General features: G+C 62.6%; 14 protein-coding genes and 4 tRNA genes. 7 read left to right on the top strand and 11 right to left on the bottom strand.

What is annotated here, in order from left to right; translation table 11 throughout:
- Nucleotides 1–33: 33 nt before the first annotated feature.
- From BLT16_RS09655 to BLT16_RS09610, 10 genes are all read right to left on the bottom strand, one after another.
- A complete protein-coding gene (locus tag BLT16_RS09655; RefSeq protein ID WP_089658318.1) occupies nt 34–1,848 on the bottom strand; it encodes a SurA N-terminal domain-containing protein in 1,815 nt (604 codons plus the stop codon).
- Nucleotides 1,849–2,030: 182 nt separating this feature from the next.
- Nucleotides 2,031–2,303, bottom strand: a complete 273-nt coding sequence (locus BLT16_RS09650) for an HU family DNA-binding protein (RefSeq protein WP_076748090.1) — start codon at nt 2,301–2,303, stop codon at nt 2,031–2,033.
- A 177-nt stretch (nt 2,304–2,480) separates the two neighbouring features.
- Nucleotides 2,481–4,889, bottom strand: a complete 2,409-nt coding sequence (gene lon / locus BLT16_RS09645) for an endopeptidase La (RefSeq protein ID WP_089658317.1) — start codon at nt 4,887–4,889, stop codon at nt 2,481–2,483.
- Nucleotides 4,890–5,001: 112 nt separating this feature from the next.
- On the bottom strand, nt 5,002–6,282 hold the full coding sequence (gene clpX / locus BLT16_RS09640; protein WP_089658316.1) for an ATP-dependent Clp protease ATP-binding subunit ClpX: 1,281 nt from the start codon (nt 6,280–6,282) through the stop codon (nt 5,002–5,004).
- 78 nt (nt 6,283–6,360) lie between these two features.
- A complete protein-coding gene (gene clpP, locus BLT16_RS09635) occupies nt 6,361–6,981 on the bottom strand; it encodes an ATP-dependent Clp endopeptidase proteolytic subunit ClpP (protein WP_089658315.1) in 621 nt (206 codons plus the stop codon).
- Between the two features lie 116 nt (nt 6,982–7,097).
- Entirely contained in the window at nt 7,098–8,477 is a 1,380-nt protein-coding gene (tig, locus tag BLT16_RS09630) for a trigger factor (RefSeq protein ID WP_089658314.1), read from the bottom strand.
- Nucleotides 8,478–8,771: 294 nt separating this feature from the next.
- Nucleotides 8,772–8,846, bottom strand: a tRNA-His gene (locus tag BLT16_RS09625).
- 44 nt (nt 8,847–8,890) lie between these two features.
- A tRNA-His gene (locus BLT16_RS09620) sits at nt 8,891–8,965 on the bottom strand.
- Between the two features lie 63 nt (nt 8,966–9,028).
- A tRNA-Arg gene (locus tag BLT16_RS09615) sits at nt 9,029–9,105 on the bottom strand.
- Nucleotides 9,106–9,176: 71 nt separating this feature from the next.
- A tRNA-Pro gene (locus BLT16_RS09610) sits at nt 9,177–9,253 on the bottom strand.
- Nucleotides 9,254–9,468: 215 nt separating this feature from the next.
- Between BLT16_RS09610 and folD the strand changes: the two genes are divergently transcribed.
- From folD to BLT16_RS09575, 7 genes are all read left to right on the top strand, one after another.
- A complete protein-coding gene (gene folD / locus BLT16_RS09605) occupies nt 9,469–10,332 on the top strand; it encodes a bifunctional methylenetetrahydrofolate dehydrogenase/methenyltetrahydrofolate cyclohydrolase FolD (RefSeq protein ID WP_089658313.1) in 864 nt (287 codons plus the stop codon).
- Between the two features lie 72 nt (nt 10,333–10,404).
- On the top strand, nt 10,405–10,872 hold the full coding sequence (locus tag BLT16_RS09600) for an S-ribosylhomocysteine lyase (protein WP_089658312.1): 468 nt from the start codon (nt 10,405–10,407) through the stop codon (nt 10,870–10,872).
- Complete coding sequence (gene mtnN, locus BLT16_RS09595) at nt 10,869–11,597, top strand: 5'-methylthioadenosine/S-adenosylhomocysteine nucleosidase (protein ID WP_089658311.1); 729 nt, start codon at nt 10,869–10,871, stop codon at nt 11,595–11,597. The genes BLT16_RS09600 and mtnN overlap by 4 nt, the downstream gene beginning before the upstream one ends.
- 107 nt (nt 11,598–11,704) lie before the next feature.
- A complete protein-coding gene (locus tag BLT16_RS09590; RefSeq protein WP_089658310.1) occupies nt 11,705–12,067 on the top strand; it encodes a flagellar protein FlaG in 363 nt (120 codons plus the stop codon).
- Between the two features lie 116 nt (nt 12,068–12,183).
- Nucleotides 12,184–13,080 carry an alpha/beta hydrolase gene (locus BLT16_RS09585; protein WP_089658309.1) on the top strand — a complete coding sequence of 299 codons (897 nt, stop codon included), beginning with the start codon at nt 12,184–12,186 and terminating at the stop codon, nt 13,078–13,080.
- Nucleotides 13,081–13,144: 64 nt separating this feature from the next.
- A complete protein-coding gene (locus BLT16_RS09580; RefSeq protein WP_089658308.1) occupies nt 13,145–14,182 on the top strand; it encodes an asparaginase in 1,038 nt (345 codons plus the stop codon).
- 62 nt (nt 14,183–14,244) lie between these two features.
- Nucleotides 14,245–14,481: a DUF2789 domain-containing protein gene (locus BLT16_RS09575; protein WP_089658307.1), complete on the top strand. Its 237-nt coding sequence runs from the start codon at nt 14,245–14,247 to the stop codon at nt 14,479–14,481.
- A gap of 68 nt (nt 14,482–14,549) precedes the next feature.
- Here the strand turns inward: BLT16_RS09575 and fliE are convergent, their stop codons facing one another.
- Entirely contained in the window at nt 14,550–14,879 is a 330-nt protein-coding gene (fliE, locus tag BLT16_RS09570; RefSeq protein WP_089658306.1) for a flagellar hook-basal body complex protein FliE, read from the bottom strand.
- Nucleotides 14,880–15,060: the final 181 nt, after the last annotated feature.

The following is a 15,060-nucleotide window of genomic DNA, read 5'->3' as shown; positions in this document are numbered from 1 at the left end:
GCCACGCGTTTGAATCATCAAAACTACCTATAGTTAGAGACGTTCGATCTCCGCCGTACTACGCAGGTATTCAAGCAACCCCTGGATCGCTGCCTGGGCACGTAGCCGTTCGGCCATCTGGGTCACGAACCCTTCGACCTCGGCATCCACCTCACCGCTGGCGACGCTATCCAGGGCAATGATTGCCACTCGGTCGCCGTCGACCACGTGACCATAGCGGGCACCATCCTCGGGCCGTGGCAAGCGGAACGCGGCGCGGATCACCGCCTGGGGCGCGGCACCGGACTGCCGATCGACGCTCTCCACGGCCTGCCAGTCGATATCGAGTTCGTCACCGTCGCGCAGCGCCTCGATCTGCGACGCCGCCAGGTCACGCAGTGCTTCACGGCGCAGATTGGCCATCACCGACGCTTCGACCCGCTCACGCACCTCGTCGAGCTCGAGCAAGGTGGCATCACGATGGTCTGCGACGCGCAGGACCATGCGGCGATCGTCGTCGAGCTCGAGCACTTCGCTGTTGAAGCCCTCGACCAGCACATCATCGCTGAATGCAGCCTCCATTACGCCCGGCTCCGACAGCACGCCCTCGGCAGCATCACGAGACACCCAGTCGGTGGTCTGCAACTCGAGACCGATATCATCGGCAACGCTCTGCAGATCATCCGCGGCAAAGCTGTCATCGATCAGCTGCTGGACGCGACGATTGAAATCGTCGGTCACCTCGGACAGTGCCGCCTCACGCTGAAGATCGTCGCGAATTGCCTCGAAGCTGGGCATATCCAACTCGGTGACGCGAATCAGATGCAAGCCATTGCCGCTCTCGACGATATCCGAGGTATCACCTTCGCCGAGGCTGAAGGCCGCATTCTCGAAGGCATCATCGAAGAAGCCACGGCTGACCGTCCCCAGATCACCACCGGCCCCGCTGGTCGAGGTATCGTCGGAATACTCCTCGGCCAGCTCGGCAAAGTCGTCCCCCTCATCGAGGCGCGCCTGCACCTCCTCGAGACGCGCCTCGGCCTCCTCGCGACTACGCTCGCCGTTGAAGGTCACCATGATGTGCGAGACACGCCGCTCGGCATCGCTGCCGCGCTCGGCATAGGCATCACGCAGCGCCTGCTCATCGAGCTCGTACTCGGCGGCCATCTCGTCACGGTCGATGATCACATACTCGAGACGCACCTGTTCGGGACGCTGGTAATTGTCAGCGTTGACCTCGTAGTAGGCCTCGAGCTGCTCTTCGCTGGCCTCCGGCGGCGTCTCGAGGTCGCCGACCTCGAGCAAGTGATAGCGAAAGCTGCGCGTCTGGCGCTGCAACTCACCGAGACGCTCGCGCTCACTCTCCAGCGTAAAGTCACTGAAGGCGAGGCCCTGCTGCAGCTGCTGACGCTGCATGTCGGCCTTCAGCTCTTCGCGGAAGCTGGTCGGCGAATAGCCGGCGCTGGCCAGACGATTGCGGAACAGGTCGGCGTCGAACCGGCCATTCTGATCCTGAAACTCCGGCAGCGTAACGATCAGCTGGTCGAGCTGACCCTCGGAGAGGAACAGGCCGCCATCCTCGGCGTAGCTATCCAACAGCGCATCGGTGATCAGCTCATCGAGCACCTGATTACGCAGCGCCCGCTCCTGCTCCGGCGGCACCTGGCCGCTGCGGATGGCGCGCTGCACGTTCATCTCCACCTGCTGGCGGGTGATGGTCTGGCCGTTGACCTCGGCCACGTCGTCCGGGCTACCGGTGAACAGCGTCACCAGCGAATCGACCCCGAACAGGGCCATGGTCACCACGACGGCACCGATGATGATCTTGGCGCCCCAACTCTTGGAGCGGTCCCGAATACTTTGCAGCATGCTAGCCTCAGCTGAAGAGTGGCACGAAATCCCTGGAGATCGAGAAGGCGATATTATACCCGCCCGCTACCGGCGGCGACTATCGCCGTGTCACGACGTACGGGTGGCAAGCAATAAAAAGGCGCACCGCTTTCGCGATGCGCCTGGCGGCATACGGCACGTCCGCGGGGCATGGGCCCTGCTTAGTTGACCGAATCCTTGAGTGCCTTGCCTGCCTTGAAGCTCGGCACCTTAGCGGCGCTGATCTCGATCGGCTGGCCAGTCTGAGGATTACGGCCGGTACGCGCGGCACGCTCCTTGACAGTAAAAGTACCAAAACCTACCAGAGAAACGGAATCGCCCTTCTTGAGGCTGTCAGTCACGCTATCGACCATGGCGTCAAGCGCACGGCTAGCAGCCGCCTTGGGAATATCTGCAGATGCAGCGATGGCTTCGATCAGCTCGGACTTGTTCACACTTCACCCCTTGACTATTTCGGAAATTGACTTCTAATCGGCGCTAGCTTTTTTCGGCATACACGATCATGTCAAAGCATGATTTATAGCAATGCGTGCAAAGATCTGTCAAGTAACACTTGGCCTCAACCCCCACCATGACTGACTTCTGCTTCAGTCATGGTGGAGAAAATAGCGTTAATGCGTACTGATCATTGAGTGCGAAGCGCCTTTCTCATCTGGGCGCTGATCGTCACTCTTGACGCCAGGCATTGCCACAAGCGCCTCGTCCAGAACTTCATCAATCCAACGCACTGGCATGATATCCAAGGCATTCTTGATGTTGTCCGGGACCTCCTTGAGATCACGACGGTTTTCTTCGGGTATAAGCACTTTCTTTATACCACCCCGTCGAGCGGCCAGCAATTTCTCCTTTAGGCCACCGATCGGCATCACCTCACCGCGTAGATTGACCTCGCCGGTCATCGCCAGATCACAGCGCACCGGTCGTTCAGTGTAGGCCGAGACCATCGCCGTGACCATTGCAATCCCCGCACTCGGGCCGTCCTTGGGGGTCGCGCCCTCGGGGACGTGAATATGCAGGTCCTCTTTCTCAAAGCGCTCGGGGTCGATACCCAGCGCCGCAGCTCGCGCCCGTACCACGGTCTGCGCAGCACTCACCGACTCCTTCATCACGTCGCCCAGCGAACCGGTCTTGTTGATGCGCCCCTTGCCCGGCGTCACCAACGACTCGATGTTGAGTAGCTCGCCACCCACCGAGGTCCAGGCCAGGCCGGTGACGCGCCCCACCTGATCCTCCTGGTCGGCCAGACCGTAACTATAGCGGCGTACCCCGGCATGCTGCTCGACATCCACTGCCGCCAGCATACCCGGCGCCTGGGCGCCCTCCTTGGCCTCCGCCTCGAGCCGCTCACGCAGTACCTTGCGGCAGACCTTGGCAATCTGCCGCTCGAGTTCGCGCACGCCGGCCTCACGGGTGTAATAACGGATCAGCTCGAGCAGCGCATCGTCGGCCAGCGTGAGCTCACCCTCCTTGAAACCATTGGCCTTGAGCTGCTTAGGTACCAGGTAGCGCTTGGCGATGGCCAGCTTCTCGTCTTCGGTATAGCCCGGCAGCCGGATGATCTCCATGCGGTCGAGCAGCGGACCAGGAATGTTCATCGAGTTGGCGGTGCAGATGAACATGGTCTCGGAGAGATCGTAGTCCAGCTCCAGGTAGTGGTCGCTGAACTTGTCGTTCTGCTCCGGATCGAGCACTTCGAGCAGCGCCGACGCAGGGTCGCCGCGATGATCCATGCCGATCTTGTCGACCTCGTCGAGCAGGAACAGCGGGTTCTTGACCCCGGCCTTGCTCATGCGCTGTACCATCTTGCCCGGCAGCGAGCCGATATAGGTCCGCCGGTGGCCGCGGATCTCGGATTCATCGCGCACCCCGCCCAGCGCCAGGCGAACGTACTTGCGGTTGGTGGCCCGCGCAATCGACTGGCCCAATGAGGTCTTGCCGACCCCGGGCGGGCCCACCAGACACAGCACCGGCCCCTTGAGTTTCTTGACGCGCTTCTGCACGGCGAGGTACTCGAGGATGCGTTCCTTGACCTCTTCGAGGCCGTAGTGGTCCTCGTCGAGCACCGCCGCGGCGCGCGCCAGGTCGTGCTTGACCCGGGTGCGCTTCTTCCACGGCACCGAAATCAGCCAGTCGAGATAGGAGCGCACCACCGTCGCCTCGGCGGAGGTCGGCGACATCATCTTGAGCTTGCTCAGCTCCTGGTTCGCCTTGTCGGCCGCCTCCTTGGGCATGCCGGACTCCTCGATGGCGGTCTCGTACTTCTCGGCCTCGTTGGGCACGTTCTCGAGCTCGCCCATCTCCTTCTGGATGGCCTTCATCTGCTCGTTGAGATAGTACTCGCGCTGCGACTTCTCCATCTGGTCCTTGACCCGCGAACGGATGCGCTTCTCGACCTGAAGCAGGTCGATCTCGGACTCGATCAGCGCCATCAGATGCTCGATGCGGTCGCGTACGCGATCCATTTCCAGCAGCTGCTGCTTGTCGTCGATCTTCAGCGACAGATGCGCACAAACGGTATCCACTAGCCGGCTCGGGTCTTCGATGCCTGACAGCGAACTCAGGACCTCATTGGGCACCTTCTTGGAGAGCTTGACGTACTGCTCGAACTGGTTGAGCAGCACCCGCACCAGCGACTCCTGCTCACGCTCGGTGAGCGGCACGCTCTCGCGCAGCGTCACACTGGCCTGAGTGTAGCCGGCCTCGGCAACGCTGATATCACCGACATCGGCGCGCGAGGCGCCCTCGATCAACACCTTGACGGTGCCGTCGGGCAGCTTGAGCAGCTGCATGATCTCGGCCACGGTGCCTACCGCAAACAGGTCCTGGGTGTCGGGATCATCCTGGCCCGCCTCGCGCTGGGCGACCAGCAGCACTCGCTTGTCGGCCTCCATGGCCGCTTCGAGTGCCTGGATGGATTTTTCACGCCCCACGAACAAGGGGATGACCATCTGCGGATAGACGACAACATCGCGCAGGGGAAGAAGGGGAAGACTCAGGGTCTGTTCGGCGTTCTGCTGCATCGCAGACGTTCCTCAAATCGGGGGATTGGTCTGGTGATGGGGGCATCGCCGGCACTTTACAAGCGAACGGGGCCATGACTCGCATGGCCCCGCGCACGGATCAGCGGCGGACTCAGCCGTCCTTGCCGGCCACCTTGCTCTCGTCTTTCTGAGAGTAGATCAACAGCGGCTCGCTTTCGCCGGCGATCACCGACTCATCGATCACCACCTTGGTGACACCCTCCAGCGAGGGAATCTCATACATGGTATCGAGCAGCACCGACTCGAGAATCGAGCGAAGCCCGCGGGCCCCGGTCTTGCGTGCCATGGCCTTGGCCGCCACGGCGCGCAGGGCATCTTCGCGGAAGTCCAGTTCCACCCCTTCCATGTCGAACAGCTTGGCATACTGCTTGATCAGCGAGTTCTTGGGCTCGGTGAGGATCTGGATCAACGCATCGTCGCTGAGCTCGGTGAGGGTGGCGATGACCGGCAGACGACCGACAAATTCGGGAATCAGACCGAACTTGACCAGATCCTCCGGCTCGACGTCGAGCAGCAGATCACCCACTCCCTTGCTCTCATCCTTGCTCTTGACCTCGGCATTGAAGCCGATACCGCCCTTCTCGGCACGATCACGGATCACCTTGTCGAGGCCAGCGAAGGCGCCGCCAACGATGAACAGGATGTCGCCGGTGTCGACCTGCAGAAACTCCTGCTGCGGGTGCTTGCGACCGCCCTGGGGCGGTACCGAGGCCGTGGTGCCCTCGATCAGCTTGAGCAGCGCCTGCTGCACGCCCTCACCCGACACATCGCGGGTGATAGAGGGATTATCCGACTTGCGCGAAATCTTGTCGATCTCGTCGATGTAGACGATGCCTTTCTGGGCCTTGTCGACATCGTAGTCGCACTTCTGCAGCAGCTTCTGGATGATGTTCTCTACATCTTCACCGACATACCCCGCCTCGGTCAGCGTGGTGGCATCGGCGATGGTGAAAGGAACATTAAGCAGTCGCGCCAGGGTCTCGGCAAGCAGCGTCTTGCCACTACCGGTCGGGCCGATCAACAGGATGTTCGACTTGCCCAGCTCCACATCATCGGACTTCACATCGGCACGCAGCCGCTTGTAGTGATTGTAAACCGCCACCGAAAGCACCATCTTGGCGCGGTCCTGTCCAATCACGTAGTCATCGAGGGTGTGACGAATTTCGCGCGGAGCCGGCAGACGATCGTCGTCGCCCTCAGCGTCGGCTTCGAGGACTTCCTCGCGAATGATGTCGTTGCACAGATCGACGCACTCATCGCAGATATAGACGGACGGGCCTGCAATCAGCTTACGGACTTCGTTCTGGTTCTTGCCGCAGAACGAGCAGTAAAGCAGCTTGCCGCTGTCGTCCTTGCCTTTGCCGTCGGCCATTCGCGTACCTCATTACGGACGGCGGCCGGTAAGCCGCCGGAGTTGCCTATCGTGAAAACTTAGCAGGAAATCACGCTATCAGGATGCCGGGCGCTTATCCAGCACGGCATCGATCAGACCATACTCTGCTGCCTGGGGCCCGTTCATGAAGTTATCACGATCGGTATCCTTGGCAATGGTCTCGATGTCCTGCCCGGTATGCTCGGCGAGAATCTTGTTGAGCTTGTGCCGGATACTGAGAATTTCCTTGGTATGGATCTCGATATCCGACGCCTGGCCCTGGTAGCCGCCCAGCGGCTGATGAATCATCATCCGCGAATTGGGCAAACAGAAGCGCTTGCCAGCGGCACCGCCAGTCAACAACAGGGCGCCCATGCTGGCCGCCTGACCGATGCACACCGTAGAGACGTCAGGCTTGATGAACTGCATGGTGTCGTAAATGGACATGCCTGCCGTCACCGAGCCACCCGGCGAATTGATGTAGAGATGAATGTCCTTGTCCGGATTCTCGGACTCGAGGAACAGCATCTGCGCCACGACCAGGTTCGCCATGTAGTCTTCTACTGGCCCAACCAGGAAGATCACACGCTCCTTGAGCAGGCGCGAGTAGATGTCGTAGGCCCGCTCGCCGCGTGCACTCTGCTCGACCACCATTGGCACCAGGCCACCGGCGTTTTGAATATCGAACTCGTTGCCCATCTGTGTGATGTCCTTTAATCGCTGTGGTAAGCATCCAGGCGAACCCGGATATCGTCTACCTTACACCATGACGCCAAGCCCGGCGGTTGCCGGGCCTGTCAACGTTTGCCGGAAGCTTACTGCTTGGCGGCGTCGTCTTCGCTTTCCTCGGCACCTTGTTCGGCGCCGTCCTCGGCATCACCGGCCTCAGCCTGCTGCTGAGCCGCCTGCAGGGCTTCCTCGTAGGACATCTCGACGTCCTTGACGGTCGCCTGGTCGAGCAGCGAATCGACCGCCTTCTCCTCGAGAATCGCCGACTTCAGCTGGGTCTTGAGCTGATCGTTGCTCAGGTAGTACTCGATAACCTGCTCAGGCTCCTGATACTGCTGAGCCAACTCCTCGACCTTGGCCTTGATCTCATCGTCGCTCGCCTCGAGCTCACCCGACTTGATCACCTCGGCCAGCAGCAGACCGACCTGGACGCGGCTCTTGGCCTGCTCGGCGAACAGCTCATTGGGCAGCTGAGAAACGTCGAAGTCCTCACCCAGGCCAAACTGCTGTGCGGCCTGACGCTTGAGAGCATCGGTTTCCTGCTGAACCAGCGCTTGCGGCACCGGGATGTCATTGACCTTCTTGAGCGCCTCGAGCACCTGCTGCTTGACGCGGTTGTCCACCGCCTGCTTGGCCTCGCGGGTCATGTTCTTGTGCACTTCGGCACGGAACTTCTCGACATCTCCCTCTTCGACGCCAAACTGCTTGATGAATTCCTCGTTGACCTCGGCGAGCTGCTGGGCGCTGACCTTGTGCACCTTGACCTTGAAGGTCGCTTCCTGACCGGCCAGGTTCTCGGCCTGATAGTCCTCCGGGAATGTCACCTTGAGCTCTTTCTCGTCGCCCGCCTTGGCGCCGACCAGCTGCTCTTCGAAGCCGGGGATGAAGCTGTTGGAGCCCAGCACCAGCTCGTGGTTCTCGGCGCTGCCGCCCTCGAACGGCTCATCGCCCAGGAAGCCCTGGAAATCGATGGTGATCTGATCGCCATCTTCGGCGGCGCGCTCAACGGTCTCCCAGGAGGCGTTCTGCTTGCGCAGGGTCTCGATCATCTGGTCGACATCGGCGTCCTTGATCTCGACCACCGGGCGCTCGACCTCGGTGCCCTCGATACCGTTGAGTGCCACCTCAGGATAGATCTCCAGCGTGGCAACGAACTCGAGATCCTTGCCGTCCTCGTTGACGGTCGGCTCGATCTGCGGGTAACCGGCGGGATTGAGGCTCTCTTGAGTGATCGCCTGGACGTAACGCTCACGCATCACCTCGCCCACCACCTCATTGCGAACCTGGCCGCCAAAGCGCTTACGCACCACGGTCATCGGCACCTTGCCCTGGCGGAAGCCGTTCAGGCGAACGTTCTTGGCAGTGTCCTTGAGACGGGCCGCAACGGCCTGGTCGACCTCTTCTGCCGGCACCTGAACCGTGACACGGCGTTCGATCTGGGAGGTCGTTTCGACGGAAACTTGCATGAATAGTCCTCTACCGACTGGGCGTTCTGATGAATGCGTTGTCTGTTGAATGCGTGAATGTGCTGATTTGCGCAGCGAGAGCAAAGGGGGTAATTCTATGAACCCCGCCAGCCTCTGGCAAGCGCGCCATGCCTCGTCTATGGGGGCAACGCTGCGGTTTACAAGGCCTGCAGCGATCGATCAAGCCTGTGACGCGCATTTTTATGCGCAGACACGCCAAAAACTGCCACCGCCATTTGGCGCAGCAGACGAAGTAGACATGATACGAGAAAAAGAAAGTGATGCGGGAGGTAATGGGGTGGATGATGGGGATCGAACCCACGACCACCGGAGCCACAATCCGGGGCTCTACCACTGAGCTACATCCACCACTACCTGAAACACAGCGCAATCTATCAAAGCAGGATGGCGAATGGGGTGGATGATGGGGATCGAACCCACGACCACCGGAGCCACAATCCGGGGCTCTACCACTGAGCTACATCCACCGTCGCCATGAACCAGCCTGACCTGCGCTTGCTCATTACTGCCTGCCACGACAACGCCTATCCTGGCGCGCCCAGCAGGACTCGAACCTGCAACCTACGGCTTAGAAGGCCGTTGCTCTATCCGATTGAGCTATGGGCGCATTCTACGACCTTCAGGCTCGTGCCGACAACCCCTTGATGATATTTTTTCAATATAATCAAACAGTTGAAATGGTCGGGGTGGAGGGATTCGAACCCCCGACATCCTGCTCCCAAAGCAGGCGCGCTACCAGACTGCGCTACACCCCGCCGACATTTCGCTCAACCTGCCGGACCCATTGGGCCCCGGCAATGCGAGGCGTATTCTACGGATGTTTCGCCTGCGGTCAAGCCTTTAGCAATGCCGGAGCCGAACATGGGCGCTTTGACTCAGGCCCGGCACATGCGAAAATCGCCGCCCATACCGTTTTCGGCGCCTGCAGCCGCACGCAGGCCACACCCACCATGTGCCAGGGGATTACTCAATGACCGCCCAGTTGATTGATGGCAAGGCAATTGCCGCTCACGTACGCCAACAGGTCGCCCGCCAGGTCGCCGCACGGCGTGACGCAGGCGGACGGACTCCCGGCCTTGCCGTTGTCCTGGTCGGCGATGATCCCGCCTCACACGTCTACGTACGCAACAAGCACCGCGCCTGTGACGAGGCCGGCATTCACTCGGTCCAGCACGAACTGCCCAGCGACATCAGCCAGGCCGAGCTCGAGGGACTGATCGATAGCCTTAATGCTGACCCCAGCGTCGACGGCATCCTGCTGCAGCTGCCGCTACCCGGGCACCTCGACGCACGGCCGATACTCGAGCGCATCCTGCCGCATAAGGACGTCGACGGCTTTCACCCCTACAACCTCGGCCGTCTGGCCCAGCGCTTGCCGGTGATGCGGCCGTGCACCCCCAAGGGCATCATGACCCTGCTTCAGGAGAGCGGCCTCGATGTCCGCGGCCTCAACGCCACGGTGGTGGGCGCCTCCAATATCGTCGGCCGCCCCATGGCCCTCGAGCTGATGCTGGCCGGCTGCACCACCACCGTCTGCCACCGCTTCACCCGCGATCTCGAAGACCACGTGCGCCGCGCAGAGCTGCTGGTGGTCGCCGTGGGCAAGCCCGGACTGGTCAAGGGCGAATGGGTTCGCGATGGCGCCATCGTCATCGATGTCGGCATTAACCGCGAAGACGACGGCCGCTTGATCGGCGACGTCGAATTCGCCCCCGCCGCCGAGCGCGCCAGCTTCATCACCCCGGTGCCCGGTGGTGTTGGCCCGATGACCGTCGCCTCCCTGCTCGAGAACACCCTCTACGCCGCCGACGTTCACGACGCCATGCAAGCGTGAGCTGAGTCAGGTAGAATGCGCGCCTTCTCAGGGCTACGCGCCCCTTCAATTCTCCATCATCGCGAGGCCGCCATGAGCGAACAGCAGATGAACGTGGAAAGCTTCAATCTCGACCACACCAAGGTCAAGGCACCCTACGTGCGCTTGGCAGGGGTCAAGGTCGGCGACAACGGCGACCAGATTCACAAGTACGACATGCGCATCTGCCAGCCCAACCAGGCGCACATGGAGATGCCCGCCCTGCACTCCCTCGAGCACCTGATGGCCGAACTGTCGCGCAACCACACCAACAAGGTCGTCGACATCAGTCCGATGGGCTGTCAGACCGGTTTCTACATCGCGCTGATCAATCACGACGACTATGACGACGTCCTCGAGCTGCTGCGCAAGACCCTCGAAGACATCCTGGTCGCCGAGGAAGTCCCTGCCTGCAACGAGATGCAGTGCGGCTGGGCAGCCAGCCATAGCCTCGAAGGCGCCCAGCAGGTCGCCCGCGAGTTTCTCGCCAAGCGCGACGAGTGGCGGAGCGTCTTCGCATGAAGCGCATCGGCATCATCGGGGCCATGGCCCAGGAGGTCACCTACCTGGCGAGCCTGCTCGAAGATGGCAAGACCCGCCAGCACGTCGGCTGCACTTTTCATATCGGCCGTCTGCACGGTGTCGAGGTGGTGATCCTTCAATCCGGTATCGGCAAGGTCAACGCTGCCATCGGCACTACCCTGCTGCTCGACACTTATCAGCCCGAGGCGATCATCAACACCGGCTCCGCCGGTGGCTTCGGCGAAGGGCTCGAGATCGGTGACGTGGTGGTCTCCAGCGAAGTGCGCCACCACGACGTCGACGCCGTGGTGTTCGGCTACGAGCACGGCCAGGTCCCGCAGATGCCTGCCGCCTACCTGCCCGACCAGCGGCTGGTGACGGTGGCCCGTCATAGCGTCGAGGCGCTCGGCGAAGTGCGCGTAGTGGAAGGCCTTATCGCCACCGGCGATGTATTCATGGCCTGCCCCGAGCTGGTCACCAAGACCCGCTCGCGCTTCCCGACCATGCTCGCCGCCGAAATGGAAGCCGCCGCCATCGCCCAGACCTGCCACCTCTACGGCTGCCCCTTCGTGGTGATCCGCGCACTCTCGGATATTGCCGGGGGTGGCGACAACCACCTGAGCTTCGAGCAGTTCCTGGCCAAGGCCGCGGACCACTCGGCACGCATGGTAACGGCCATGGTCGCGCGCCTCGCCACGACCGCCCACACCCCCGCCAATGCATGAGCAGCACCAGCGTCCGCTATCATTTGACAGGTCGCACTAAAGCTAACCCCCCCCCCTGCCGATAACCATCTGGACAGAAGAGCCATCTGCAGGGATAGGGACATAAAATGAGCGACCTGATCAATGACATGAGTCACGCCACCCATGGCTTGACCGCACAGCAGCGACTGGACAGCATGCTTGGCCAGCTGGGCCAGAGCCCGCTGCCGGCCCCCGAAAAGCAGGCCGAGCGCGGCGCCGCCGCCCTGCCCCCGACCGGCAACCTAAGCGAACCGGTACTGCGCATCAATGAAGTCATGCGCCCCTACGGCATCGAATTCCATCTCAACGATTTCGACTCGCGTACCGTGACCAAGATCGTCGACCGCGACAGCGGCGACGTCATTCGCCAGATCCCCAGCGAAGAGGTGCTGCGCATCGCCGAGTCACTCAGCGAACTACAGGGGCGACTGATCAACCTCGAGGCATAGGGCACGATCGAGGGAACCCCGGGTACCGGTGTGGGTCGCATCAATATATACACAAAGCCTCTACGAGCGTATAGCCTTGTATAAGATGCGCACCCACCACCGTACGGATAGCCGCCATGCCGCCCTATCGTCGACTGATCGCCCTGCTCTGCCTGCCCCTGCTGCTGGCCGGCTGCAGCCGTCACCTCAACGCCCCGAGCGAACCGCCCCCGGGTCTCGGCAGCGCCAGCCAGCAGGTCACCCGCCTCGAAGGGCTAACCTATACCCCAGACGACTGGCCCGAAACGCTGCGGGCAGACGTCTACCTGCCCGACGATCACGGCAACGGGCTGCGACCCGCGGCACTGGTGGTACACGGCGGTGGCTGGCAGCGCCGTGACCGCAGCGATATGGACGGGATCGCCTTGCGGCTCGCTCAGGCAGGCTTCGTGGCAATCAATGTCGAACATCGCTTCGCCCCGGCGTACCAATTTCCCGCTCAGCTGCACGACTTGCAGATCGCCATGCGCTGGCTGCATCAGCATGCCGACGAGTGGCGCATCGACACCCGGCGCCTGGTCGGCGCGGGCTTTTCTTCGGGTGCCCATTTGGTCGGGCTGCTCGGCTTAAGCGCCGACCGCCCCGAACTGGCCACCCCCTACGGCGGCGAGCATACCCGGCTGCAGGCGGTACTCGCCGGCGGCATGCCCACCGACCTGTTCAAGTTCAACGACGGGCGGCTAGTGGTGCAGTTCCTCGGCGGCACCCGCGCCGAGGTGCCCGAGCAGTATCGGCTCGCCTCGCCGGCGCGCCAGCTCGGCGACAGCGCCCCGGCCTTCTTCTTGTTTCATGGCACCCAGGACCGCCTGGTGCCGGTAGACCACGCCAAGGATTTCCATCAGGCGCTGCTCGACCGCGGCATTCACAGCGAACTCTATCTGCAGCGGCTGCGCGGGCACCTGACCAGCTTCGTCACCCGCGGCGGCGCCATCGACGCCGGCATCGACTTCCTAAGCCGTAGAGTCGACGACTGATCGTAGCACCATCCTCGGGTATCATGACTCGCCGACTCCTTAAGCCCGCAACAGGAAACCCGTCATGGCGCAGCCCCCTCGTCCGCTTCTCGTTATCTACACCGGAGGCACCCTCGGCATGCTGCCCAGCGTCGCGGGCCTGGTGCCCGGCGGCGACTTTGGCTCGCGTCTGACCACCGCCCTGGCCAGCCTACCCCCGGCGCGGCAGGCCGACCTGCCGGCCTTCGAGCTGATCGAGACACCCCAACCCATCGACTCCAGCGCCGCCACCCCCGCCACCTGGCAGGGCCTGGCCCGGCTGATCGCCGAGCAGCACGCCCGGCAGCGCTACGCCGGCATCGTCGTGCTGCACGGCACCGACACCCTGACCTGGAGCGCCGCCAGTCTGGCCTACCAGCTGCAGGGCATCGACATCCCGGTGGTGGTCACCGGCGCCATGCAACCGCTGGAGGCCGAGCGCTCCGACGCCCTGGATAATATCGAGGCGGCGCTGCGCTTTGCCGCCGAGCCCATGCTGCAGGAGGTCGCCGTATGCTTCGCCGGCAAGCTGCTGCGCGCCACCCGGGCGCGCAAGTGGCAGACCCAGGCCGCCGACGCCTTCAACAGCCCCAACTACCCGCCTCTAGGCGAACTCGTCGACCACCGTCCAGTGCTCTATCCCAGCCGCGGCCTGGCCGAGCAGCAGCGTGGCGCGCCACGCTTCGAGCTGCCCGACTATCAATCCAAAGTGGTGCGCATCGCGCTATGGCCGGGCATCGCCGCCTGGCAAGTCGCTGCCTGGCTCGAGCCCGCCGAGGTCCAAGGCGCCCTGCTCGAGGTATGGGGCGGCGGCAACGCCCCCGATGACCCCGAGCTGCTCGGCGTACTGGCCCGCGCCAGCGGTGAGGGCAAGCTACTCGTCGCCCTCAGCCAGTGCCCCCACGGCAGTATCGAGATCGGCCACTATGCCGCCGGCCGCGGCCTCGCCGATGCCGGCGTGCTGTGTGCCGATGCCATGACCCCGGAAGCCACATTCACCAAGCTTGTCCACCTGTTGGCCCAGCCGCTTGACCATGCCGAGCGGCGCCAACGCTTTCTCACCCCGCTGGCCGGCGAACGCTGACCGGCAGAGACGGCCGCGAGCCGCTATGGTGTAGGGACATGTCGTCTACCAGGGAGACTGCCATGCAGCCACCGGTACATCACTTCAGCGAGCTATTCGAACAGCTCGGCCTGCCCGCAGACGCCGCCTCGATCGAGGCCTTTATCGAGCAGCACTCACCGCTGCCCGACGCGCTACCACTGCCCGACGCCCCCTTCTGGAGCCGCGCGCAGGCCGACTTTCTCCACGAAGCACTGGAAGACGACGCCGACTGGGCCGAGGTGGTCGACCACCTCGATGCCTCGCTGCGCAAAGCCTGACCCCATCCCAAACGGCGCTGCCCGGCCAAATGGCCGGGCAGCGTGGTGTCAGGGTCAAGGCAACCCCGCTAAACCTGCATATTCATCACGTCTTTGTAGGCCGTGACAAGACGGTTGCGCACCTGCACGCCCATCTGAAACGCCACGCTGGCCTTCTGCATATCGACCATCACGTCGTTGAGCGCCACGTCCGGATCACCGGACTGGAAGGCCGTGGCCTTGGCGCTGGCGGTCTGCTGCAGGCGATTGATGCGCTGAATGGAGGCCTGCAGCTCGTTGGCAAAGCCGCCTTGACCAACTGCCGTCGACAGCTGCTGCCCCTTGTGCTGGGCGCCAGCGGCCTGGGTCGCCATCGACTGCATCTGCGCTACGGCTGATTGAATCGCGGGTGTACTCATGCACTCGACTCACTGGTTGGAGAGCGTGGCAGCAAGCCTAGCAAGGGAGGCCTCACCACCAAAGCATCAATTGGCGAGCAAAACTCCGGCTTTTCTTCCCTTTAGCCTTTACCTACCTCCGCATAATGGCGGTCATCACACGACCGCCCGCCCAAGGAGGCGGCGAATCGGACAGCTTGTG

This window comes from Franzmannia pantelleriensis, assembly GCF_900102875.1.
GTDB classification, from domain to species: Bacteria; Pseudomonadota; Gammaproteobacteria; order Pseudomonadales; family Halomonadaceae; genus Franzmannia; species Franzmannia pantelleriensis.
This window is presented reverse-complemented; position numbering and strand designations above follow the sequence as displayed.

Coding starts and splice junctions, on each gene's coding strand:
- BLT16_RS09655 (WP_089658318.1), bottom strand. CDS start 1,848: ATGCTGCAAAGTATTCGGGACCGCTCCAAGAGTTGGGGCGCCAAGATC.
- BLT16_RS09575 (WP_089658307.1), top strand. CDS start 14,245: ATGCAGCCACCGGTACATCACTTCAGCGAGCTATTCGAACAGCTCGGC.
- clpX (WP_089658316.1), bottom strand. CDS start 6,282: ATGGCCGACGGCAAAGGCAAGGACGACAGCGGCAAGCTGCTTTACTGC.
- BLT16_RS09585 (WP_089658309.1), top strand. CDS start 12,184: ATGCCGCCCTATCGTCGACTGATCGCCCTGCTCTGCCTGCCCCTGCTG.
- BLT16_RS09580 (WP_089658308.1), top strand. CDS start 13,145: ATGGCGCAGCCCCCTCGTCCGCTTCTCGTTATCTACACCGGAGGCACC.
- BLT16_RS09600 (WP_089658312.1), top strand. CDS start 10,405: ATGAGCGAACAGCAGATGAACGTGGAAAGCTTCAATCTCGACCACACC.
- mtnN (WP_089658311.1), top strand. CDS start 10,869: ATGAAGCGCATCGGCATCATCGGGGCCATGGCCCAGGAGGTCACCTAC.
- tig (WP_089658314.1), bottom strand. CDS start 8,477: ATGCAAGTTTCCGTCGAAACGACCTCCCAGATCGAACGCCGTGTCACG.
- folD (WP_089658313.1), top strand. CDS start 9,469: ATGACCGCCCAGTTGATTGATGGCAAGGCAATTGCCGCTCACGTACGC.
- clpP (WP_089658315.1), bottom strand. CDS start 6,981: ATGGGCAACGAGTTCGATATTCAAAACGCCGGTGGCCTGGTGCCAATG.
- BLT16_RS09590 (WP_089658310.1), top strand. CDS start 11,705: ATGAGCGACCTGATCAATGACATGAGTCACGCCACCCATGGCTTGACC.
- fliE (WP_089658306.1), bottom strand. CDS start 14,879: ATGAGTACACCCGCGATTCAATCAGCCGTAGCGCAGATGCAGTCGATG.
- lon (WP_089658317.1), bottom strand. CDS start 4,889: ATGCAGCAGAACGCCGAACAGACCCTGAGTCTTCCCCTTCTTCCCCTG.